We start from the raw sequence: 21845 nt of genomic DNA, 5'->3' as shown, positions 1-21845 counted from the left end.
ATGCATATCGAATGCCATGCAGAAATTGGGTGTGAAAGGGCGTTCGCAAGCCGTTGTTGAGCTTCTTAGAATGGGTGAGCTAGAGCTTTAATCCTTGCCGGTATTCCTTCTTTTGGAAGGAGCCGGTTATTGCTGTTTGTTTGGAACATTCGAAACCATATTTGGAATGCTGTGCAAAACGTAGGCAAGTCATAAATTAAATTTTATTTCTTGATGTTGTTTGACTAAAGTCCTCTATTTCTCTCCTGCGAGTCTTGCATTTTCTTCAAAAAAGAAGGAAAATAGACACGGAACGCTTTTGTGCGTAAGAGATCCTTGAGTGAGGGATGGACAAATGACATCAAAACCTTTGGAGCATGTTGCGGATATTGAAAAGTCACTCCGCCACATTGCCGCGATCATTAAGCAAAAAGGACGAGAAATCCTTAATCAATATGCGATTACGCCGCCGCAATTTGTCGGCTTGCAATGGCTTTATGAACTAGGAGATATGACAATCGGTGAATTATCGGGCAAAATGTATCTGGCATGCAGCACGACAACGGACTTAATCGACCGCATGCAAAAAAATGAGCTTGTTGAGCGGGTCAAGGACCCGGCGGACAGACGTGTCGTCCGGATACATCTGCTGCCTGAAGGAGAACGGATTATCCAAGAGGTCATTACAAAAAGACAGGAATATCTGCGTGATATGTTCGAATCGTTTACAGATGAAGAAATAGCCATCTTCGAAAAATCTTTGATGAAACTGCAGCATGAAATGAAGAGAAAATGAGGCGATTTTGTTGGAACAACCAATAGGAGTCATTGATTCCGGGGTTGGCGGTTTAACCGTTGCGAAGGAAATCATGAGACAGCTACCTAAAGAAAATATTATCTACGTCGGGGATACGAAACGGTGTCCTTATGGGCCGCGCCCTGAAGAAGAGGTGCTTCAATATACGTGGGAGCTGACGAATTATTTACTCGAAAACCACCACATCAAAATGCTCGTGATCGCCTGTAACACAGCAACAGCGATCGCATTGGATGACATCCAGCGAAGCGTCGGTATACCGGTGGTCGGAGTGATCCAGCCTGGTGCGAGAGCAGCGATAAAAGTGACGGATAATCAGCATATCGGTGTCATCGGCACAGAGAATACGATTAAGAGCAATGCATACGAAGAGGCGCTTTTGGCATTAAACCCTGATCTGAAGGTTGAAAACCTCGCCTGCCCGCTGCTTGTGCCTTTTGTAGAAAGCGGGAAGTTTCTCGACAAAACAGCAGACGAGATTGTCAAAACCTCGCTGTATCCGTTAAAAGACACATCGATTGATTCGCTGATTTTAGGCTGCACCCACTATCCCATTTTGAAAGAAGCCATTCAAAGATATATGGGAGAACACGTTAACATTATTTCGTCCGGCGATGAAACAGCCCGGGAAGTCAGCACGATTCTCTCGTATAAAGGGCTGCTGAACCAGTCTGCGAATGCCCCGGATCATCAGTTCCTGACAACAGGGGCGCGTGATCAGTTTGCAAAAATCGCAGACGATTGGTTTGGCCATGAAGTCGGCCATGTGGAATGCATCTCACTGCAAGAACCGATTAGAAGATAGTTTTCCCCGCAACGGTATGTTGCGGGTTTTTTTCTGTTTTGCCGGAATTCTTCGGTCTATTTCCTAAAGAGGCTCGTATACATAATAGTACAAACATCCTTAGGAGGGAAAAGTATGCTGAAAAAAGGACCTGCAGTCATTGGTGCCACTTGTCTCACCTCTGTCTTGCTTTTATCCGGATGCGGTTTGTTTCAATCTGATAAGGCAGCCGAGGAAATTGATCCGCCTCAAGACGTTACATTCGTGAACGATGAAGCGGGTGCCAATTCAAATACAACAGCAGCCAAAAAAACAGAAAGTGAAAAAAGCGATACCGCAAAAGCGGATCAAGCCTCATCTACTGTCATGAGGGAGCTTTATCTCATTGATAAAAACGGATATGTTGTTGCGCAAACGCTGCCTCTCCCTAAAAGTGAGAGCACGGCTAAGCAGGCGCTTGAATACCTCGTACAGGGCGGGCCTGTGTCTGAAATTCTTCCGAATGGCTTCAGAGCTGTATTGCCGGCTGACACCACCGTTAACGTTGACATCAAAAAAGATGGAACCGCGATAGCTGATTTCTCTAATGAGTTCAAAAATTATAAGAAAGAAGACGAACAGAAAATCGTTCAATCTGTGACGTGGACGCTGACGCAATTTAGTTCGATAGATAAAGTGAAGCTGAGAATAAACGGGCATGAACTGAAGGAGATGCCTGTAGGAGGGACGCCGATCTCAGATGATTTAAGCCGCAAAGACGGCATTAATTTGGAAACAGCCGGTGTAAATGATCTCACTGCTACCCATCCGCTGACAGTCTACTATTTGGCAGAAAATGAAGACAGTGAATACTACGTGCCGGTGACCAAACGAATCGACAATTCGGAAAAAGACGACGTTACGGCAGCCATCAATGAATTGGCTAAAGGGCCGAGCAAGGTGAGCGGGCTGTTAACAGACTTCAGTGAAGATGTAAAGCTGGTCAGCAAACCGAAAATCAAAGACGGGCGCGTGACGTTGGATTTCAATCAATCTATATTCGGCAGCGCCGATGAGAAGACGAAAATGATTTCTTCAGAAGTGCTGAACAGCATTGTGCTGACGTTAACGGAGCAGCCGGATGTAAAAAGCGTCTCTGTTAAAGTGAACGGAAAATCAGAGCTGGTAAATGAAAAAGGCGAAAAGCTCACAGAACCGGTCTCCAGACCATCTCAAGTGAATACGGGTAGTTTTTAAATTGGGATTTTTGATATACTAGAAAGAAAGAGGTTAGCGTTCCGGCTGCCTCTTTCTTTATTCAATTCCGGGACAAAAATGGTTTATGTACATACAATCGGAGGTAAAACATGAGACATGACGGAAGACAACACGATGAGCTGCGTCCAATCACATTCGATCTGGATTTTATTAGCCATCCGGAAGGTTCTGTTCTAATAACATCGGGAAATACTAAGGTAATCTGCAACGCGTCTGTTGAGGACCGCGTACCGCCGTTTTTGCGGGGCGGAGGGAAAGGCTGGATTACAGCAGAGTACAGCATGCTGCCGCGGGCAACAAACCAAAGAACAATCAGAGAATCTTCTAAGGGGAAAATTTCCGGCAGAACAATGGAGATCCAACGCCTGATCGGCCGCGCGCTTCGAGCTGTTGTAGATCTGGAGAAGCTCGGTGAACGGACGATTTGGATTGACTGTGATGTCATTCAAGCTGATGGAGGAACTAGAACAGCTTCCATTACAGGCGCATTTCTTGCTATGGCGATTGCGATTGGCAAGATGATCAAAGCAGGAACAATCAAGACAAATCCGATCACTGATTTTCTTGCTGCGATCTCTGTTGGAATTGATAAGGAACAGGGAATTTTGTTAGATTTAAATTATGAAGAAGATTCCTCTGCTGAAGTTGACATGAATGTCATCATGACAGGCAGCGGCCGTTTTGTGGAACTGCAGGGAACCGGGGAAGAGGCGACTTTTTCTAGAGAGGATCTGAACGGTCTTCTGGGTCTTGCGGAAAAAGGAATCCAAGAGCTGATTGACAAGCAAAAAGAAGTGCTGGGTGATTCTCTGCCAGAACTGAAATAAAGACAGAAAGGCTTGATCATCATGAAAGAAGCAATTATTGCGACACATAATCCGGGAAAAGTGAAGGAATTCAAAGAAATTCTTGAGCCAAGAGGCTATGATGTCAAATCTTTAGCTGAAATTGGATTCACAGAAGAAATTGAAGAAACAGGCCATACATTTGAAGAAAATGCCATTCTGAAAGCGGAAGCTGTTGCCAAAGCAGTGAACAAAATGGTGATTGCGGACGACTCCGGTCTATCCATCGATAATCTTGGCGGCAGACCCGGGGTTTATTCAGCCCGCTATGCAGGGGAACAGAAAGACGACCAGGCAAATATCGAAAAAGTGCTCAGCGAGCTGAAAGGTATCGAAAAAGAACAGCGCACCGCCCGTTTCCGCTGCGCACTGGCCGTGAGTATTCCCGGAGAGGAAACAAAAACAGTCGAAGGCCATGTTGAAGGGTATATTGCTGAAGAACCGAGAGGAGAATATGGCTTTGGCTATGACCCAATTTTTATCGTGAAAGATAAAGATAAGACAATGGCTGAACTGACAAGTGATGAAAAAAATAAAATCAGCCATAGGGCTGACGCGCTTAAAAAGCTGTCTAAGCTTTTGGAGGCATAAGGAGGAAGCTTGTACATGAACGTGCTGATTATCAGTGACAGCCATGGGCTTGAAGAAGAACTCCAAACCATTGCGAAACGGCATGAGGCAGAAGTTGATCTCATGATTCATTGCGGGGACTCTGAGCTTGAAACGAGGCATCCTGCATTGGAGCCTTATGCGGTTGTAAAAGGCAATTGCGATTTTGCCGGCGATTTTAAGGACGAGCTTCTTCTGACTGCCGGCTCAAGAAAAATACTGGTCACACACGGCCACCTTCACGGTATAAAACAGACCTTGTTAAACGTATACTATCGTGCAGAGGAGCTCGGAGCGGATGTTATCTGCTTCGGGCATTCGCACATCGCGGGCAGCGAAGTGCTGCGCGGAAAACTGATGATTAACCCAGGCAGCATCCGGCTTCCGAGGGTGCGCAGGACAGAAAGCTATGCTATACTGACATTAGAAAATGATGTTGCGTCAGTCCGTTTTTACGACCAAGCAGGCAATGAAATTGAGGATCTGCAAAATCGAGTCACACTATGAAAATGTCATGAGGAAGAAAATTTTCTTCCTCATGAAAAAAATTCTAAAAAACCGTTGACTTATTATTGCATCCCATATATAATAAATCTTGTCGCTGATAGTTAAAGCGAAAAACAAAAAACAAAACGTGTCCCAGTAGCTCAGCTGGATAGAGCAACGGCCTTCTAAGCCGTCGGTCGGGAGTTCGAATCTCTCCTGGGACGTACCAAAAGAAAAACCTCAAATCCATTTAGGATTTGAGGTTTTTTTGTTGTCGTCTTATGATTTTCATTTGTTATTTAACGGATCATCATCCAAGCCGTCAACTTTTCCTTCTTTATTCAGACGAGGTTCTTCTTTTTTCACAGTTTCAGAAATATGTTCATTTTCTTCAACAGTGCGTTTGCCGACAACCACTTCATCAGTGACAACCGGTTTTTTAGTCACTTCAAGCTTTTCCTCAACGATTGGAACTCTAATCTCTTCCGAATCGTTGACGGGAGCAGCGTCCGTTTTATTTTCATCCACTGGACGGCGTTCGACATAAATTTCATCATGTCTCACAGGAATGTCCATATCTCTTTTTTCTGTTTTCACTTCTTTTCCTATTTCTACTTCGCCGGTTTGAACGTCTTCCTTATCGACCTTCAGCTGTTCTTCCCGGAGCGGCATCGTTTTTTCTTCTTTCGTTGTATAATCCAATTCATTTGTGCTTGAAAAGCCGCCTGAAAGGGCATTGCCGTTATCAATAGGAGCATTTACATTTGCATCTGTATCGACGGCTACCAGAAGTTTTCCGTCATCCAAATCTTCTTGATACTTGTCTATTTCATCAGTTTTAATTTCCAAGTCGGATAATGCTTTGCTGTGTGTAGAAGTATCATCCATTGTGAAATAATCTTTCAGTTTATCGAAAAAAGATTCAGATTCGTCCTGATGTGCATCGATGGCTTGATTGACTTCTGTTCCTGTACGTGACTCCAAATAATCTGTATCTCGCCGGCTTGTCACAACAGAAATGTCATCAGAATCATAGCCTTTTGTGAGTAAGCCTTCAATCGCTGCGATGGTTTCCTGCGGAGTTTCATATACACCAACTATGCTTTTCATATCAATCTCCTCCTTTATGAATTTGCATGATATCGTTCATGTCGTTTGTAATTCCCGCTGTTCTTTGAATTAAACAAAATTGAAAACATTGGCGTGTATCATAAAGGTGAAAAATGTGTGAATATAAAAAAAGATAGATAAGACAGACCTTCCCCTGCACTTATCTATCCTTATAAAATCGTCTCACATTTCCTTAGTCATAAACACACTGTTTGGATCTTCACTGTAGTCTGCAAACGGTTCACAGTACTGAAAAACGAAGCTTTCATACAATTTTCTTGCCGGCTCAAATGAAGCCATTGAACCCGTTTCTAAGCTTAACCGCTCATAGCCTCGCTTCTCGGCTTCTTCAATGATGTGCTGGAGAACTTGTTTGGCAACGCCTTTTCTTAAATGTGATGCAGATGTTCGCATTGATTTGATTTCTCCATGCCGGGTGTCCAGTTCTTTTAGCGCTCCGCAGCCAGCTAGTTCATCACCTTCCCATGCGCTCCAAAATGTTATTTCAGGCCCTCTTAGTTTTTCTAAACCTAAGGCATGAATGCTTTCTGGCGGGGACATAAGCGTCATGCTATGTAAATGCTCATTCACCAGTGAAACCACCTGACGTCCAGTTAAATCGTCTATTTTTATATGCAATTTTATGCCTCCTCGAAAACTTACGGATTGTGCAGAATATCGTTCAATTCATCTAAATCATATTCCATCCTGTTTCCAAATATAAAGACAGAAAATGTGACTGTATTTGTGAAGTCGTTTTAAAACAATAAAAGGACCGCAATAGATGTTCGGCCCTTGTGGTCTTCTTTAATATCTAAAGCCTCCGTGTACGCCTGGCGCCCCGCTGAATCCGCCGGCATGTATCGCTGGAGCACTTAAGCTGCCGCCATGGCCGCTAAAGCCTGCACCTGAAAATTGCTGTCCGTAAAACCCTGAAGCGTATGGGAATGAGGAGTACATTCCAGAGGGAGTGGTTAACGGGCTGTATGCCTGACTGAACGGCTGTCCGTATCCGTAGCCTCCAAATGGCTGCTGGCTTTGCTGGTAGAAGGCAGGGGTAGCAGGATAATACTGCTGCGGAAAGTTGGGGAAGCTTGGAAAGCCCGCAGGAAATCCTTGCATGTCTGCAAATGATTTATTCATCGTATCACCTTTTCTTTGCAAGATACCATTAATGTATGCCGAGGAATAATAGGGGTGCCTATCCGAAATTGAAATGGATTGCAAGATGATCTGTCAGACTCAATCCATATACGAACCATAGCGTGTTATAAAATCTTACATATTTATATAAAATTAAATAATTCTGGTTTATTCTTGATAGATTAATAAAAAAATTATAAAAACTTTTAACATTTGCAATTCCTTTTGTACCAATAATGAAAGCGTATACAATATAGATTGATTAATCAAAATTGTCTAATAATTTTAAAAAATGCTGTTGACACTGCGTCCAAAGCGGCGTAATATGAGTTCAACAAAAGATAAACGCAAGCTTCACAAGCGAAAATCATCGCAGTATGATTCTAAAAAGTGAAAAACAAACGACCTTCTTGAACAGCTGGAAAACCGTTCCGAAGGCTGAATATGAAAAGCGCAGATGAGGATAAGTAGCCTTGAAAAAGCTTTCCACAGAGAACCGGGTTAGCTGAGAACCGGCGAAGCTTTACAAGGTGAACTCGCCTCAGAGTGCCAGTCTGAAATGACAGTAGGACTTGGCCGGGTGAACTTGATTCACTCGTTACTAAAGCGGATAGAAATATCCATGAGACGGCCGATTAACAGGCCGTAAACAAGGGTGGTACCGCGGAAAGAAAAGCCTTTTCGCCCCTTTTAGCTATCGCAGTTACTGCGCGGCTGATTGTGGGCGGAAGGGCTTTTTTTATTGAATAATCAGCTATATAGCTAATGAAAAGATGATCTTTAAAGGATGAAAATCCAAAAGGAGGAACTAAAATGGGGACTAATGTACAGGTGGATTCAGCATCTGCCGAATGTACACAGACGATGAGCGGAGCATTAATGCTGATTGAATCATTAAAAAAAGAGAAAGTAGAAATGATCTTCGGTTATCCGGGCGGGGCTGTGCTTCCGATTTACGATAAGCTATACAATTCAGGGTTGGTACATATCCTTCCCCGTCACGAACAAGGAGCAATTCATGCAGCGGAGGGATACGCAAGGGTCTCCGGAAAACCGGGTGTCGTCATTGCCACGTCAGGGCCGGGAGCGACAAACCTTGTTACAGGCCTTGCTGATGCCATGATTGATTCATTGCCGTTAGTCGTCTTTACAGGGCAGGTAGCAACCTCTGTAATCGGGAGCGATGCATTTCAGGAAGCAGACATTTTAGGGATTACGATGCCAGTAACAAAACACAGCTACCAGGTTCGCCAGCCGGAAGATCTGCCGCGCATCATTAAAGAAGCGTTCCATATTGCAACAACTGGAAGACCCGGACCTGTATTGATTGATATTCCGAAAGATGTAGCAACAATTGAAGGAGAATTCAGCTACGATCATGAGATGAATCTCCCGGGATACCAGCCGATAACAGAGCCGAATTATTTGCAGATCCGCAAGCTTGTGGAAGCCGTGAGCAGTGCGAAAAAACCGGTGATCCTGGCGGGTGCGGGCGTACTGCACGGAAAAGCGTCAGAAGAATTAAAAAATTATGCTGAACAGCAGCAAATCCCTGTGGCACACACCCTTTTGGGACTCGGAGGCTTCCCGGCTGAGCATCCGCTTTTCCTAGGGATGGCGGGGATGCACGGTACTTATACAGCCAATATGGCCCTTCATGAATGTGATCTATTAATCAGTATCGGCGCCCGTTTTGATGACCGTGTCACAGGAAACCTGAAACACTTTGCCAGAAACGCAAAGATTGCTCACATCGATATTGATCCAGCTGAAATCGGAAAAATCATGAAAACACAGATTCCTGTAGTCGGAGACAGCAAAATTGTCCTGCAGGAGCTGATCAAACAAGACGGCAAACAAAGCGATTCAAGCGAATGGAAAAAACAGCTCGCCGAATGGAAAGAAGAGTATCCGCTCTGGTATGTAGATAATGAAGAAGAAGGTTTTAAACCTCAGAAATTGATTGAATATATTCATCAATTTACAAAAGGAGAGGCCATTGTCGCAACGGATGTAGGCCAGCATCAAATGTGGTCAGCGCAATTTTATCCGTTCCAAAAAGCAGATAAATGGGTCACGTCAGGCGGACTTGGAACGATGGGATTCGGTCTTCCGGCGGCGATCGGCGCACAGCTGGCCGAAAAAGATGCTACTGTTGTCGCGGTTGTCGGAGACGGCGGATTCCAAATGACGCTCCAAGAACTCGATGTTATTCGCGAATTAAATCTTCCGGTCAAGGTAGTGATTTTAAATAACGCTTGTCTCGGAATGGTCAGACAGTGGCAGGAAATTTTCTATGAAGAACGTTATTCAGAATCTAAATTCGCTTCTCAGCCTGACTTCGTCAAATTGTCCGAAGCATACGGCATTAAAGGCATCAGAATTTCATCAGAAGCGGAAGCAAAGGAAAAGCTGGAAGAGGCATTAACATCAAGAGAACCTGTTGTCATTGACGTGCGGGTTGCCAGCGAAGAAAAAGTATTCCCGATGGTGGCTCCGGGGAAAGGGCTGCATGAAATGGTGGGGGTGAAACCTTGAAAAGAATTATCACATTGACTGTGGTGAACCGCTCCGGGGTGTTAAACCGGATCACCGGTCTATTCACAAAAAGGCATTACAACATTGAAAGCATTACAGTTGGGCACACAGAAACAGCCGGCGTTTCCAGAATCACCTTCGTCGTTCACGTTGAAGGAGAAAATGATGTTGAACAGTTAACGAAACAGCTCAACAAACAGATTGATGTGCTGAAAGTCACAGACATCACAAATCAATCGATTGTCCAGAGGGAGCTGGCCTTAATCAAGGTTGTCTCCGCACCTTCAACGAGAACAGAGATTAATGGAATCATAGAACCGTTTAGAGCCTCTGTCGTTGATGTCAGCAGAGACAGCATCGTTGTTCAGGTGACGGGTGAATCTAACAAAATTGAAGCGCTTATTGAGTTATTAAAACCTTATGGGATTAAAGAAATCGCGAGAACAGGTACAACGGCTTTTGCGAGGGGAACCCAGCAAAAGGCGTCATCCAATAAAACAATATCTATTGTATAAAACATAACAAGGGAGAGATTAAAATGGTAAAAGTATATTATAACGGTGATATCAAAGAGAACGTATTGGCTGGAAAAACAGTAGCGGTTATCGGGTACGGTTCGCAAGGCCACGCACATGCCCTGAACCTTAAAGAAAGCGGAGTAGACGTGATCGTCGGTGTTAGACAAGGAAAATCTTTCACTCAAGCCCAAGAAGACGGACATAAAGTATTTTCAGTAAAAGAAGCGGCAGCCCAAGCCGAAATCATCATGGTTCTGCTTCCGGATGAGCAGCAGCAAAAAGTATACGAAGCTGAAATCAAAGATGAATTGACAGCAGGAAAATCATTAGTATTCGCTCATGGATTTAACGTGCATTTCCATCAAATTGTTCCTCCGGCGGATGTAGATGTATTCTTAGTGGCCCCTAAAGGCCCGGGACACTTGGTAAGAAGAACATATGAGCAAGGAGCTGGCGTACCTGCATTGTTCGCAATCTATCAAGATGTGACTGGAGAAGCAAGAGACAAAGCCCTCGCTTATGCTAAAGGAATCGGCGGCGCAAGAGCTGGCGTATTAGAAACGACATTTAAAGAAGAAACAGAAACAGATTTGTTCGGTGAGCAAGCAGTTCTTTGCGGCGGATTAAGCGCGCTTGTCAAAGCCGGATTTGAAACATTAACTGAAGCAGGTTATCAGCCTGAACTTGCATACTTCGAGTGCCTTCATGAGCTGAAATTAATCGTAGACCTTATGTACGAAGAAGGACTTGCAGGAATGAGATATTCAATCTCTGACACCGCACAGTGGGGAGATTTCGTATCAGGTCCTCGCGTTGTGGACGCTAAAGTAAAAGAATCTATGAAAGAAGTATTAAAAGATATCCAAAACGGTACATTCGCAAAAGAGTGGATCGTCGAAAACCAAGTAAACCGTCCTCGTTTCAACGCTATCAATGCAAGCGAGAACGAACATCAAATCGAAGTAGTGGGAAGAAAGCTTCGTGAAATGATGCCGTTTGTGAAACAAGGCAAGAAGAAGGAAGCGGTGGTCTCCGTTGCGCAAAATTAATTTTTTCGATACGACGCTTCGTGATGGTGAACAGTCCCCTGGAGTGAACTTGAATACACAGGAGAAACTTGCCATAGCTAAGCAGCTCGAAAGACTCGGGGCAGATATCATTGAAGCGGGATTTCCCGCTTCGTCCCGAGGTGACTTTTTAGCTGTTCAGGAAATCGCAAGAACCATTAAAAATTGTTCAGTAACTGGTCTGGCCCGTTGTGTAAAAGGTGATATTGATGCTGCTTGGGAAGCGTTAAAAGAAGGTGCTCATCCGAGAATACATGTTTTTATCGCTACATCGGACATTCATTTGAAGCACAAGCTGAAAATGACACGTGAGCAAGTCATTGAAAGAGCGGTTGAAATGGTGAAATACGCAAAAGAACGTTTTCCGATTGTGCAATGGTCAGCTGAAGATGCCTGCCGCACTGAACTGCCGTTTCTAGCAGAAATCGTCGAAAAAGTGATTGACGCAGGCGCCAGTGTTATCAATCTTCCGGACACTGTCGGCTACCTGGCTCCGGCGGAATACGGAAATATCTTTAGATATATGAAGGAAAACGTTCCGAACATTCACAAAGCAAAGCTTTCAGCCCACTGTCATGATGATTTGGGAATGGCAGTCGCAAACTCTCTTGCTGCGATTGAAAATGGCGCTGATCAAATCGAATGTGCTGTGAACGGGATCGGTGAAAGAGCCGGAAACGCGGCATTAGAGGAAATTGCCGTAGCCCTCCATACCAGAAAAGATTTCTACCAAGTCGAAACAGGCATTACACTGAACGAGATTAAGAGAACAAGTGATTTAGTAAGCAAACTGACAGGCATGGCTGTCCCGCGCAACAAAGCGGTTGTTGGAGATAATGCATTTGCTCATGAATCAGGCATCCATCAGGACGGCTTTTTAAAGGAAAAATCGACTTATGAAATTATTTCACCGGAGCTTGTCGGCGTAACCGCAGATGCGCTTGTCCTAGGTAAACATTCCGGACGCCACGCATTTAAAGACCGGTTGACTGCTTTAGGATTCCAATTTGACAGTGAAGAGATTAATAAATTCTTTACGATGTTCAAAGAGTTGACTGAGAAGAAAAAAGAAATCACTGATGAGGATCTTGTTTCTCTTATTTTAGAAGAAAAAGTAACAGATCGCAAGATTGGGTATGAATTTCTTTCTCTGCAAGTACATTACGGAACAAGTCAGGTCCCTACGGCTACTCTATCTTTGAAAAATCAAGAAAACGCACAGCTTATTCAGGAAGCTGCAACTGGAGCTGGAAGCGTGGAAGCAATCTACAATACGCTTGAGCGCTGCATCGATAAGGATGTGGAGCTCTTAGACTACCGCATTCAGTCTAACAGAAAAGGCGAAGATGCATTTGCCCAGGTGTATGTAAGAGTTTTGGTGAACGGAAAAGAATCAGCAGGGCGGGGCATAGCGCAAGACGTATTAGAAGCATCAGCGAAAGCTTATTTGAACGCAGTCAACCGTCAATTGGTTTTCCAGTCGAATATGAGCGGATTGAAAAACCACACAGCTGTCGGATCATAAAAGAAAGGAGAACGGTTAACTTGAAGAAACGTATTGCTCTATTGCCCGGAGACGGGATCGGCCCTGAAGTATTAGAATCAGCGACAGACGTACTGAAAAGTGTTGCCGAACGCTTTAACCATGAATTTGAATTTGAATATGGCCTGATTGGAGGGGCGGCTATTGATGAACATCATAACCCCCTCCCGGAGGAAACCGTTGCTGCTTGTAAAAATGCAGACGCGATATTGCTTGGTGCTGTCGGCGGACCGAAATGGGATCAAAATCCTTCGGAACTGAGACCGGAAAAAGGGCTGCTCAGCATCAGAAAACAGCTTGATTTGTTTGCGAATTTACGGCCTGTGAAGGTATTTGAAAGCCTTTCTGACGCTTCGCCTTTGAAAAAAGAATATATAGATAATGTTGATTTCGTTATCGTTCGTGAGCTCACAGGCGGCTTGTATTTCGGCCAGCCGAGCAAACGTTATGTAAACACTGAAGGTGAGCAGGAAGCAGTAGATACACTGTTTTATAAGAGAACGGAAATTGAACGAGTGATCAGAGAGGGCTTCAAAATGGCGGCAGCCAGAAAAGGCAAAGTGACCTCTGTAGATAAAGCGAATGTTCTTGAATCAAGCCGGCTGTGGCGTGAAGTGGCTGAGGACGTTGCACAAGAGTTTCCTGATGTGAAGCTTGAGCACATGCTTGTGGATAACGCGGCCATGCAGCTAATTTATGCACCGAATCAATTTGATGTCGTGGTGACTGAAAATATGTTCGGTGATATTTTAAGCGATGAAGCGTCCATGCTTACAGGCTCGCTCGGAATGCTCCCGTCAGCCAGCCTATCAAGCTCTGGTCTTCATCTGTTTGAACCTGTTCATGGCTCCGCGCCTGATATTGCCGGTAAAGGGATGGCAAATCCGTTCGCAGCCATATTGTCAGCGGCAATGCTTTTGAGAACATCTTTCGGGCTTGAAGAGGAAGCGAAAGCTGTAGAAGATGCGGTAAACAAAGTCTTGGCTTCTGGGAAAAGAACAAAAGATTTGGCACGGGGTGAAGAGTTCAGCAGCACTCAGGCCATTACAGAGGAAGTTAAGGCAGCAATCATGAGTGAAAATACAATTTCTAATGTGTGACAGCTTACGTTAAGCGGTCTTAGCTCTAGGTAGAGGGAGGAAATAAAAGATGATGCCTCGAACAATCATCGAAAAGATTTGGGATCAGCATATTGTAAAACATGGTGAGGGAAAGCCGGATCTTCTCTATATTGATTTGCACCTCATTCATGAGGTGACGTCTCCTCAGGCATTTGAAGGTTTGAGACAAAAGGGAAGAAAGGTCAGAAGACCCCAAAATACATTTGCGACAATGGACCACAACATCCCGACTGTCAATCGTTTTGAGATAAAGGATGAAGTTGCGAAACGCCAAGTAACGGCGCTTGAAAGAAACTGTGAGGAATTTGGCGTGCGCCTTGCCGATCTTCACAGTGTGGATCAAGGGATTGTCCATGTCGTCGGCCCTGAACTGGGCTTAACGCTTCCAGGGAAAACGATTGTGTGCGGTGACAGTCATACATCAACACATGGCGCTTTCGGCGCTCTTGCATTTGGAATCGGGACGAGTGAAGTTGAACATGTCCTTTCCACACAGACACTTTGGCAGCAGCGTCCAAAAACACTGGAAGTGCGCGTAGATGGAACGCTTCAAAAAGGGGTAACGGCAAAGGATGTCATCCTTGCTGTCATCGGCAAATACGGTGTGAAATTCGGCACAGGCTACGTCATTGAATACACTGGGGAAGTATTCAGAAATATGACGATGGATGAACGAATGACTGTTTGTAACATGTCAATTGAAGCAGGAGCAAGAGCAGGTTTGATTGCACCTGATGAGGTGACGTTTGAATATTGCAAAAATCGCAAGTACACGCCAAAAGGCGAAGAATTTGCCAAGACCGTAGAGGAATGGAAGGCGCTGCGCACAGACCCGGGCGCTGTTTATGATAAATCTATCGTCCTTGACGGCAACAAAATTTCCCCTATGGTGACATGGGGCATTAACCCGGGAATGGTTCTTCCTGTCGATTCTGAAGTTCCTGCGCCGGAAAGCTTTTCTGCAGAAGATGATAAAAAAGAAGCGATTCGCGCTTATGAATATATGGGACTGACTCCTCATCAGAAAATTGAAGACATTAAAGTGGAGCACGTATTTATCGGTTCCTGCACGAATTCCCGCATGACTGACCTTCGCCAGGCTGCTGACATGATCAAGGGGAAGAAGGTAGCTGACAGCGTAAGGGCCATCGTCGTGCCCGGATCCCAAAGCGTGAAGCTTCAGGCTGAAAAAGAAGGGCTTGACCAGATTTTCTTGGAAGCTGGATTTGAATGGAGAGAGTCAGGCTGCAGCATGTGTTTGAGTATGAATAATGATGTTGTTCCTGAGGGAGAGCGCTGTGCATCAACCTCTAACCGCAACTTCGAGGGCAGACAAGGAAAAGGTGCAAGAACACATCTCGTCAGCCCGGCAATGGCTGCGATGGCTGCCATTCACGGACACTTCGTTGATGTCAGAAAGTTTTATCAGGAAAAAACAGTTGTGTAAGGAGTGCGCGAGATGGAACCTTTGAAATCACATACGGGGAAAGCAGCCGTATTAAATCGGATCAATGTGGATACAGACCAGATTATTCCTAAGCAATTTTTGAAGAGGATTGAAAGAACAGGCTACGGGCGTTTTGCATTCTTTGACTGGAGATATGATGCGAATGGTGAACCGAACCCTGAATTTGAATTAAACCAGCCTGTTTATCAAGGAGCTTCCATTTTAATAGCAGGAGAAAACTTCGGCTGCGGGTCATCGCGTGAACATGCTCCGTGGGCACTTGATGATTATGGGTTTAAAATTATCATTGCGCCGTCATTTGCTGATATTTTCCATCAGAACTGCTTTAAAAACGGCATGCTTCCGATCCGCATGCCATATGACAATTGGAAACAGCTTGTCGGCCAGTATGAAAACAAGTCATTGGAAATGACTGTTGACCTTGAAAAGCAGCTGATTCATGACAGTGAAGGCAATCAAATTTCATTTGAAGTTGATCCGCATTGGAAAGAGATGCTGATTAACGGATATGATGAAATTTCCTTAACGCTGCTGCTGGAGGATGACATTAAGCAATTTGAATCACAAAGAAGCTCTTGGCTTCAAGCCTGAAAAAGCGGCCGGTATTTGTCCGGCGGCTTTTTTTGCCTGATGAAACCTTTCATTTCTTGTGTTTGTTCACAGGTGTTGATACACTTGAACAAAATAAATGCCTGAAAGGAATATAGGTATGACGCATGACAAGAAGAACGCAAAAATTATTCCTTTTCCTCATCTGAAAGACCGCCTTGTGGAAAAAGGGATGTCATCACTAAAGGAAAAAAAGTATCAAGAAGCGCTTGAACTGTTTTCAGAAGCGATGAAATATGATGATACTGAATCCGATCTTCACTTAGGGATGGCCATCTGCTTTTTAGAGCTGGGCGAGCTGGAAGAGGCAAAAAGCGTGTGCGAGAAGATGCTCAAAGAAGGTTATGGCCATTATTTTACGGTTTTGCAGGTGTACATGACCATCTTAATTCAGCTCAAAAAATACGAGGAAGTCAAAAGCACCATTGAAGCCGTTTTGGAAGAAAATCAGCTACCGGCAGAAAGCGCCGAGCAATTTTATAAGCTGCTGGATTTCAGCCGGAAAATGACCGATCCGGATCGTGAGGACGAGGCTTGGGCCGAAGAATATGAGGATACAATTGACACCGAGAAAGTGCTGGCAAGCCCTGAGGAGCAAATGAATCTCATTCATTCCTTAAAAGACCGTAACGTAGCAAAGTATACAGGATTGCTCAAAACAATCCTCCAAGACCCCTCAGCCCACCCGATTATCAAAACGATGATTGTCATGCTGTTGGCTGAGCATGAGTACAGTAAACCTGTGCACATTAGCAAATTTGGCGAGTCGTTGACAATTGAACCATCTGAGATTGTTCCGCCTGATGCCGCCCCGATTCTGCACCGTGTTCTCAGGGTGCTGGATGAGACACTTGGAAATGAAAATCCAACCTTATATGCGGCAGTAGAAGAATTGTGGAGAAGACATTTATACGTTTTATATCCGTTCCAGCCGAAATTGCTGTCGGCTGACCTTTGGGCGGCTGCCCTGCATAAAGTCGGTTACGAGATGCACGGAATTGAAATTGAAAGCGAAGAACTTCATATGATGTATGAATTTACCGACAGAGAACTCGATGAAGCTTGCACAATGTTAAAAGATATTGAAGAAATTTCTTATTTGTAAATCGCGCCATATAGTTGAAAGCGCTATGTGTTATGTTATAATATAGTGGTTGTATTTGTGTATAACGGGTTATAAGAAATACGGTTGGACAGGCTTTGCAGTTCATTATTAACATCTATACATAATGATTCTGATCTTTGGCAGCTTTGTTTTTGTTGGACGAAGCCGAATGATTGCTTTAGAATGGAAGACCGACACAACCTGAATAGATTTTTGGAGGGAAACACATGTCTGTAAAATGGGAAAAACAAGAAGGCAACGAAGGCGTTTTAACGGTTGAAGTTGATGCTGAAACGTTTAAAACAGCACTTGATGATGCATTTAAAAAAGTAGTAAAACAAGTTTCAATTCCTGGATTCCGTAAAGGTAAAATTCCTCGCGGATTATTCGAACAGCGCTTTGGCGTAGAAGCTCTTTACCAAGATGCTTTGGATATTCTTCTTCCTGTAGAATACCCTAAAGCGGTTGAAGAAGCTGGAATCGAGCCTGTAGACCGTCCTGAAATCGATGTTGAAAAAATCGAAAAAGGCGAAAGCTTAATCTTCACTGCGAAAGTAACAGTAAAACCTGAAGTGAAGCTTGGCGACTACAAAGGCTTAGGCATTGAAAAAGACGACACAACTGTAACTGACGAAGATGTTCAAAACGAACTAAAAGCGCTTCAAGAGCGTCAAGCTGAGCTTGTTGTAAAAGAAGAAGGCGCTGTTGAAGAAGGAAACACAGTTGTTCTTGATTTCGAAGGATTCGTTGACGGCGAAGCATTCGAAGGCGGAAAAGCTGAAAACTACTCTCTAGAAGTAGGTTCTGGTTCATTCATCCCTGGCTTCGAAGATCAATTAGTTGGCCTTGAAGCAGGTGCTGAGAAGGATGTTGAAGTGACATTCCCTGAGGAGTACCACGCTGAAGATCTTGCAGGCAAACCAGCTGTGTTCAAAGTGAAAATTCACGAAATCAAAGCGAAAGAGCTTCCTGAGCTTGACGATGAATTCGCAAAAGATATCGATGAAGAAGTGGAAACACTCGCTGAATTAACTGAAAAAACTAAGAAACGTTTAGAAGAAGCAAAAGAAAACGAAGCTGACGCTAAATTGCGTGAAGAGCTTGTTCTGAAAGCTTCTGAAAATGCTGAAATCGATGTGCCTCAAGCAATGGTCGATACTGAGCTTGACCGCATGCTGAAAGAATTCGAACAGCGTCTGCAAATGCAAGGCATGAACCTTGAGCTTTACACTCAATTCTCAGGCCAAGATGAAGCTGCGTTAAAAGAGCAAATGAAAGAAGATGCTGAAAAACGCGTAAAATCTAACCTGACTCTTGAGGCGATTGCGAAAGCGGAAAACCTTGAAGTATCAGATGAGGAAGTTGATGCTGAGCTTACTAAAATGGCTGAAGCATACAACATGCCTGTTGAAAATATTAAACAAGCCATCGGTTCTACTGACGCGATGAAAGAAGATTTAAAAGTTCGCAAAGCAATTGATTTTCTTGTAGAAAACCGTTAATATGGTGCATAATAATAGTACTAATAAAACAGGGCGCGAATCATTCGTGCCTTGTTTTGTACAATTATGAGTTATCTCTTTTTCTTGGGGCAATATAGTTAATGCAGGGCTGTTTTTTGTCATACATATAGAATGTGCAAGTCAGAAACACATTGTTACCGTCTTTTTGGAAAGTATGGTAAAATGCAATACATACTCGTTCGTTTCAAGAATCATTTTCTTTTGCTCTGCCGGTAAAAGAAAAAGTGAGACAAGATTAAGGGGTGAAAGAATGTTTAAATTTAACGAGGAAAAAGGACAATTAAAATGCTCGTTCTGTGGAAAAACACAAGATCAGGTTCGAAAGCTTGTAGCTGGACCTGGTGTATATATATGTGACGAATGTATCGAACTCTGCACTGAAATTGTAGAGGAAGAACTCGGAACAGAAGAAGAAGTAGAATTTAAAGACGTACCAAAGCCTCAGGAAATTCGCGAAATTTTGAATGAATATGTCATCGGCCAAGATCAAGCGAAGAAATCACTTGCTGTTGCTGTGTATAACCACTATAAGCGCATTAACTCTAACAGCAAAGTTGATGATGTTGAGCTCTCAAAAAGTAATATTTCATTAATCGGCCCTACGGGAAGCGGTAAAACCCTTCTGGCGCAAACATTGGCTCGCATTTTAAATGTGCCGTTTGCGATTGCGGACGCTACATCTTTGACTGAAGCTGGATACGTGGGTGAAGATGTAGAGAATATTCTCTTGAAGCTCATCCAAGCTGCTGATTATGATGTGGAAAAAGCCGAAAAAGGCATTATCTATATTGATGAAATCGATAAAGTGGCTAGAAAATCTGAAAACCCGTCTATCACACGTGATGTGTCAGGTGAGGGTGTACAGCAGGCATTGCTTAAAATTCTTGAGGGTACAGTGGCAAGCGTACCGCCTCAAGGTGGACGTAAGCATCCTCATCAAGAATTCATTCAAATTGACACAACAAATATTTTGTTCATTTGCGGCGGAGCTTTCGATGGTATCGAACAAATCATCAAACGCCGTTTAGGCCAAAAAGTGATTGGATTCGGTGCCGACAATAAAGCTGCTGATCTTGAGAAAGAAGATCTTCTTTCAAAAGTGCTTCCTGAAGATTTGCTCCGTTTCGGGTTAATTCCTGAATTTATCGGACGTCTTCCGGTTATTGCAAGCCTTGAAAAGCTTGACGAAGAAGCATTGGTTGCCATCTTAACAAAACCGAAAAACGCTCTAGTTAAGCAATTCAAGAAAATGCTTGAGCTTGACAACGTTGAGCTTGAGTTTGAAGAAGAAGCGCTTTCTGAAATTGCTAAAAAAGCAATTGAACGCAAGACTGGAGCACGCGGACTCCGTTCCATCATTGAAGGCATCATGCTTGATGTGATGTTTGAGCTGCCTTCTCGTGATGACATTGAAAAATGTGTAATCACCGGGGCAACTGTGACACACGGAGAGCCTCCTCGCCTCTTATTAAAAGACGGCACTGAGGTAAGCCAAGATAAAACATCTGCATAAAGATAAGCACAAACCTCCTGAGTGGTAACACTCAGGAGGTTTTTTTGCATGCAACTCTTCCGGAAAAACGTTTATTCCCGTCTTCTATGGGAGATACTAGCAATCAGAGGAATGAATTGGATACATAAATTGTTTTTCAGGAGGGACCACCATGAGTTGGACAGGGATCGCGTTATTTATTCAGCTGTTTTTTGGGATCATCATCGGTTTGTATTTTTGGAATTTGCTTAAAAATCAAAGGACACAAAAGGTCACGATAGATAAAGAATCAAAGAAGGAAATGGAGCAGCTTCGGAAAATGCGCGCTATCAGCTTGTCCGAGCCATTATCTGAGAAGGTCCGCCCCAAAAGCTTTAAAGATATCGTCGGACAGGAAGACGGCATTAAAGCATTAAAGGCGGCTTTATGCGGGCCAAATCCTCAGCATGTGATTGTCTATGGGCCACCGGGAGTTGGGAAAACGGCTGCTGCGCGGCTTGTGTTGGAAGAAGCAAAAAAACATAAACAATCACCGTTTAAAGAGCAGGCTGTCTTTGTGGAACTCGATGCGACAACAGCCCGTTTTGATGAAAGAGGAATTGCCGATCCGCTCATCGGCTCTGTCCATGACCCGATATACCAAGGGGCCGGAGCGATGGGACAGGCTGGGATTCCGCAGCCGAAGCAGGGAGCTGTCACCCATGCCCATGGCGGTGTGCTGTTTATTGATGAAATAGGGGAGCTGCATCCTATTCAAATGAATAAAATGCTGAAGGTGCTTGAGGACAGAAAAGTCTTTTTAGATAGTGCGTATTACAGTGAGGAAAATACACAAATTCCGAATCATATTCATGATATTTTTCAAAATGGGTTGCCGGCTGATTTTCGCTTGATTGGCGCGACCACGAGAATGCCAAACGAAATTCCGCCAGCTATCCGGTCCCGCTGTTTGGAGGTTTTTTTCCGCGAGCTTGAAAAGGACGAGTTGAAAACGGTTGCCAAAACAGCAGCGGATAAAATTGAAAAAAATATCTCCGAAGAAGGACTGGATCTTTTGACCAGCTACACGCGGAACGGGCGGGAAGCCGTCAATATGATTCAAATCGCAGCGGGGATGGCTGTAACGGAGAATCGAAAGGACATTACGATTGAGGATATTGAATGGGTCATTCACTCCAGTCAGCTTACTCCAAAGCACGAGCAAAAAATCGGTGTTGAACCACAGGTTGGCATTGTAAATGGGCTTGCAGTCTATGGGCCTAACAGCGGATCGCTTCTGGAAATCGAAGTAAGTGTAACCGCGGCTCAAGATAAAGGATCAATTAACATCACAGGAATAGCTGAAGAAGAAAGCATCGGCAGCCAATCAAAATCGATCAGGCGAAAAAGCATGGCGAAGGGTTCGGTTGAAAATGTATTAACCGTGCTCCGGACAATGGGAATGAAGCCTTCTGATTATGATATTCACATCAATTTCCCAGGTGGGATTCCGATTGATGGGCCGTCAGCAGGCATTGCGATGGCGGCGGGGATTTTCTCGGCGATACACAAAATTCCTATTGACAATACCGTTGCGATGACGGGCGAAATCAGCCTGAACGGTCTTGTGAAACCCATCGGAGGCGTCATTCCGAAAATAAAAGCGGCCAAGCAGTCCGGTGCGAAAAAGGTGATTATCCCATATGAAAATCAGCAGGCCATCTTAAAGCAGATTGACGGGATCGAGATTATTGCAGTGAAGACGTTCCAAGAAGTGCTTGATGAAATTTTGGTGAATCCGCCAACGGAACAAAAACCGTTTCATATCGAAATCAATAAAGAATCCGTTTAA

Annotated in this window: 20 protein-coding genes, 1 tRNA gene, 1 pseudogene and 1 other annotated feature; of the genes and pseudogenes, 19 read left to right on the top strand and 3 right to left on the bottom strand. The window is 44.0% G+C overall.

The features are described from left to right. Window positions 1-4: 4 nt before the first annotated feature. The 8 genes and pseudogenes from gerE to MKX71_RS14120 form a co-directional block, all read left to right on the top strand. Window positions 5-91: pseudogene (gerE, locus tag MKX71_RS14155) on the top strand (spore germination transcription factor GerE); the annotation flags it as partial. Between the two features lie 243 nt (window positions 92-334). Beyond that, on the top strand, window positions 335-775 hold the full coding sequence (locus MKX71_RS14150) for a MarR family transcriptional regulator (RefSeq protein ID WP_003229573.1): 441 nt from the start codon (window positions 335-337) through the stop codon (window positions 773-775). A 7-nt stretch (window positions 776-782) separates the two neighbouring features. After that, window positions 783-1601, top strand: a complete 819-nt coding sequence (gene racE, locus MKX71_RS14145; protein WP_015251521.1) for a glutamate racemase — start codon at window positions 783-785, stop codon at window positions 1599-1601. 114 nt (window positions 1602-1715) lie between these two features. Next, on the top strand, window positions 1716-2816 hold the full coding sequence (gene gerM / locus MKX71_RS14140; protein ID WP_161476816.1) for a spore germination protein GerM: 1101 nt from the start codon (window positions 1716-1718) through the stop codon (window positions 2814-2816). A 110-nt stretch (window positions 2817-2926) separates the two neighbouring features. Further along, complete coding sequence (gene rph / locus MKX71_RS14135; RefSeq protein ID WP_019712911.1) at window positions 2927-3664, top strand: ribonuclease PH; 738 nt, start codon at window positions 2927-2929, stop codon at window positions 3662-3664. 12 nt (window positions 3665-3676) lie between these two features. Beyond that, window positions 3677-4273, top strand: a complete 597-nt coding sequence (locus tag MKX71_RS14130; RefSeq protein WP_015251523.1) for an XTP/dITP diphosphatase — start codon at window positions 3677-3679, stop codon at window positions 4271-4273. 15 nt (window positions 4274-4288) lie between these two features. Next, entirely contained in the window at window positions 4289-4798 is a 510-nt protein-coding gene (locus MKX71_RS14125; RefSeq protein ID WP_339231234.1) for a metallophosphoesterase, read from the top strand. 129 nt (window positions 4799-4927) lie between these two features. Continuing rightward, window positions 4928-5001 (top strand) — tRNA-Arg (locus MKX71_RS14120). Between the two features lie 64 nt (window positions 5002-5065). Here MKX71_RS14120 and MKX71_RS14115 read toward each other — a convergent pair. The 3 genes from MKX71_RS14115 to cotQ form a co-directional block, all read right to left on the bottom strand. Continuing rightward, window positions 5066-5887, bottom strand: coding sequence for a YsnF/AvaK domain-containing protein (locus MKX71_RS14115; protein WP_339231233.1), 822 nt, complete (start codon window positions 5885-5887; stop codon window positions 5066-5068). A 183-nt stretch (window positions 5888-6070) separates the two neighbouring features. Then, window positions 6071-6526: a GNAT family N-acetyltransferase gene (locus MKX71_RS14110; RefSeq protein WP_106073640.1), complete on the bottom strand. Its 456-nt coding sequence runs from the start codon at window positions 6524-6526 to the stop codon at window positions 6071-6073. Between the two features lie 168 nt (window positions 6527-6694). Beyond that, a complete protein-coding gene (cotQ, locus tag MKX71_RS14105; RefSeq protein ID WP_015714470.1) occupies window positions 6695-7030 on the bottom strand; it encodes an inner spore coat protein CotQ in 336 nt (111 codons plus the stop codon). Window positions 7031-7475: 445 nt separating this feature from the next. Next, window positions 7476-7722: a binding site (T-box leader), on the top strand. A 121-nt stretch (window positions 7723-7843) separates the two neighbouring features. Between cotQ and ilvB the strand changes: the two genes are divergently transcribed. The 11 genes from ilvB (at window position 7844) to lonB (ending at window position 21845) form a co-directional block, all read left to right on the top strand. Continuing rightward, window positions 7844-9568 carry an acetolactate synthase large subunit gene (gene ilvB / locus MKX71_RS14100; protein ID WP_085187359.1) on the top strand — a complete coding sequence of 575 codons (1725 nt, stop codon included), beginning with the start codon at window positions 7844-7846 and terminating at the stop codon, window positions 9566-9568. Continuing rightward, the gene (gene ilvN / locus MKX71_RS14095; protein WP_004399096.1) at window positions 9565-10083 is read left to right on the top strand and encodes an acetolactate synthase small subunit; all 519 of its coding nucleotides are present in this window, start codon (window positions 9565-9567) and stop codon (window positions 10081-10083) included. The genes ilvB and ilvN overlap by 4 nt, the downstream gene beginning before the upstream one ends. Window positions 10084-10106: 23 nt before the next feature. Then, window positions 10107-11135: a ketol-acid reductoisomerase gene (ilvC, locus tag MKX71_RS14090; RefSeq protein WP_003222549.1), complete on the top strand. Its 1029-nt coding sequence runs from the start codon at window positions 10107-10109 to the stop codon at window positions 11133-11135. Beyond that, window positions 11122-12678: a 2-isopropylmalate synthase gene (locus tag MKX71_RS14085; protein ID WP_033882922.1), complete on the top strand. Its 1557-nt coding sequence runs from the start codon at window positions 11122-11124 to the stop codon at window positions 12676-12678. The genes ilvC and MKX71_RS14085 overlap by 14 nt, the downstream gene beginning before the upstream one ends. Before the next feature lie 20 nt (window positions 12679-12698). Continuing rightward, entirely contained in the window at window positions 12699-13796 is a 1098-nt protein-coding gene (gene leuB, locus MKX71_RS14080) for a 3-isopropylmalate dehydrogenase (protein WP_014477570.1), read from the top strand. 49 nt (window positions 13797-13845) lie between these two features. Beyond that, window positions 13846-15264: a 3-isopropylmalate dehydratase large subunit gene (gene leuC / locus MKX71_RS14075; protein WP_339231230.1), complete on the top strand. Its 1419-nt coding sequence runs from the start codon at window positions 13846-13848 to the stop codon at window positions 15262-15264. A gap of 12 nt (window positions 15265-15276) precedes the next feature. Next, complete coding sequence (gene leuD, locus MKX71_RS14070) at window positions 15277-15876, top strand: 3-isopropylmalate dehydratase small subunit (RefSeq protein ID WP_029318194.1); 600 nt, start codon at window positions 15277-15279, stop codon at window positions 15874-15876. A 118-nt stretch (window positions 15877-15994) separates the two neighbouring features. Continuing rightward, entirely contained in the window at window positions 15995-16999 is a 1005-nt protein-coding gene (gene ddcA, locus MKX71_RS14065; RefSeq protein ID WP_015483530.1) for a DNA damage checkpoint antagonist DdcA, read from the top strand. A 227-nt stretch (window positions 17000-17226) separates the two neighbouring features. Further along, window positions 17227-18501: a trigger factor gene (gene tig / locus MKX71_RS14060; protein WP_014480469.1), complete on the top strand. Its 1275-nt coding sequence runs from the start codon at window positions 17227-17229 to the stop codon at window positions 18499-18501. A gap of 271 nt (window positions 18502-18772) precedes the next feature. Further along, window positions 18773-20035 (top strand): ATP-dependent protease ATP-binding subunit ClpX, encoded by a 1263-nt coding sequence (gene clpX / locus MKX71_RS14055; protein ID WP_003229613.1) that lies wholly within the window; start codon window positions 18773-18775, stop codon window positions 20033-20035. Between the two features lie 151 nt (window positions 20036-20186). Further along, on the top strand, window positions 20187-21845 hold the full coding sequence (gene lonB, locus MKX71_RS14050; protein WP_004398923.1) for an ATP-dependent protease LonB: 1659 nt from the start codon (window positions 20187-20189) through the stop codon (window positions 21843-21845).

The sequence above is a fragment of the Bacillus sp. FSL M8-0071 genome, from assembly GCF_037975455.1.
In the GTDB taxonomy this organism is placed as follows: domain Bacteria; phylum Bacillota; class Bacilli; order Bacillales; family Bacillaceae; genus Bacillus; species Bacillus subtilis.
The sequence above is the reverse complement of the archived record's forward strand: the minus strand, read 5'-3'. Positions and strand labels throughout refer to the sequence as shown.

Coding starts and splice junctions, on each gene's coding strand:
- MKX71_RS14115 (WP_339231233.1), bottom strand. CDS start 5,887: ATGAAAAGCATAGTTGGTGTATATGAAACTCCGCAGGAAACCATCGCA.
- MKX71_RS14125 (WP_339231234.1), top strand. CDS start 4,289: ATGAACGTGCTGATTATCAGTGACAGCCATGGGCTTGAAGAAGAACTC.
- ddcA (WP_015483530.1), top strand. CDS start 15,995: ATGACGCATGACAAGAAGAACGCAAAAATTATTCCTTTTCCTCATCTG.
- leuC (WP_339231230.1), top strand. CDS start 13,846: ATGATGCCTCGAACAATCATCGAAAAGATTTGGGATCAGCATATTGTA.
- tig (WP_014480469.1), top strand. CDS start 17,227: ATGTCTGTAAAATGGGAAAAACAAGAAGGCAACGAAGGCGTTTTAACG.
- ilvB (WP_085187359.1), top strand. CDS start 7,844: ATGGGGACTAATGTACAGGTGGATTCAGCATCTGCCGAATGTACACAG.
- leuD (WP_029318194.1), top strand. CDS start 15,277: ATGGAACCTTTGAAATCACATACGGGGAAAGCAGCCGTATTAAATCGG.
- cotQ (WP_015714470.1), bottom strand. CDS start 7,030: ATGAATAAATCATTTGCAGACATGCAAGGATTTCCTGCGGGCTTTCCA.
- rph (WP_019712911.1), top strand. CDS start 2,927: ATGAGACATGACGGAAGACAACACGATGAGCTGCGTCCAATCACATTC.
- MKX71_RS14150 (WP_003229573.1), top strand. CDS start 335: ATGACATCAAAACCTTTGGAGCATGTTGCGGATATTGAAAAGTCACTC.
- lonB (WP_004398923.1), top strand. CDS start 20,187: ATGAGTTGGACAGGGATCGCGTTATTTATTCAGCTGTTTTTTGGGATC.
- gerM (WP_161476816.1), top strand. CDS start 1,716: ATGCTGAAAAAAGGACCTGCAGTCATTGGTGCCACTTGTCTCACCTCT.
- ilvC (WP_003222549.1), top strand. CDS start 10,107: ATGGTAAAAGTATATTATAACGGTGATATCAAAGAGAACGTATTGGCT.
- clpX (WP_003229613.1), top strand. CDS start 18,773: ATGTTTAAATTTAACGAGGAAAAAGGACAATTAAAATGCTCGTTCTGT.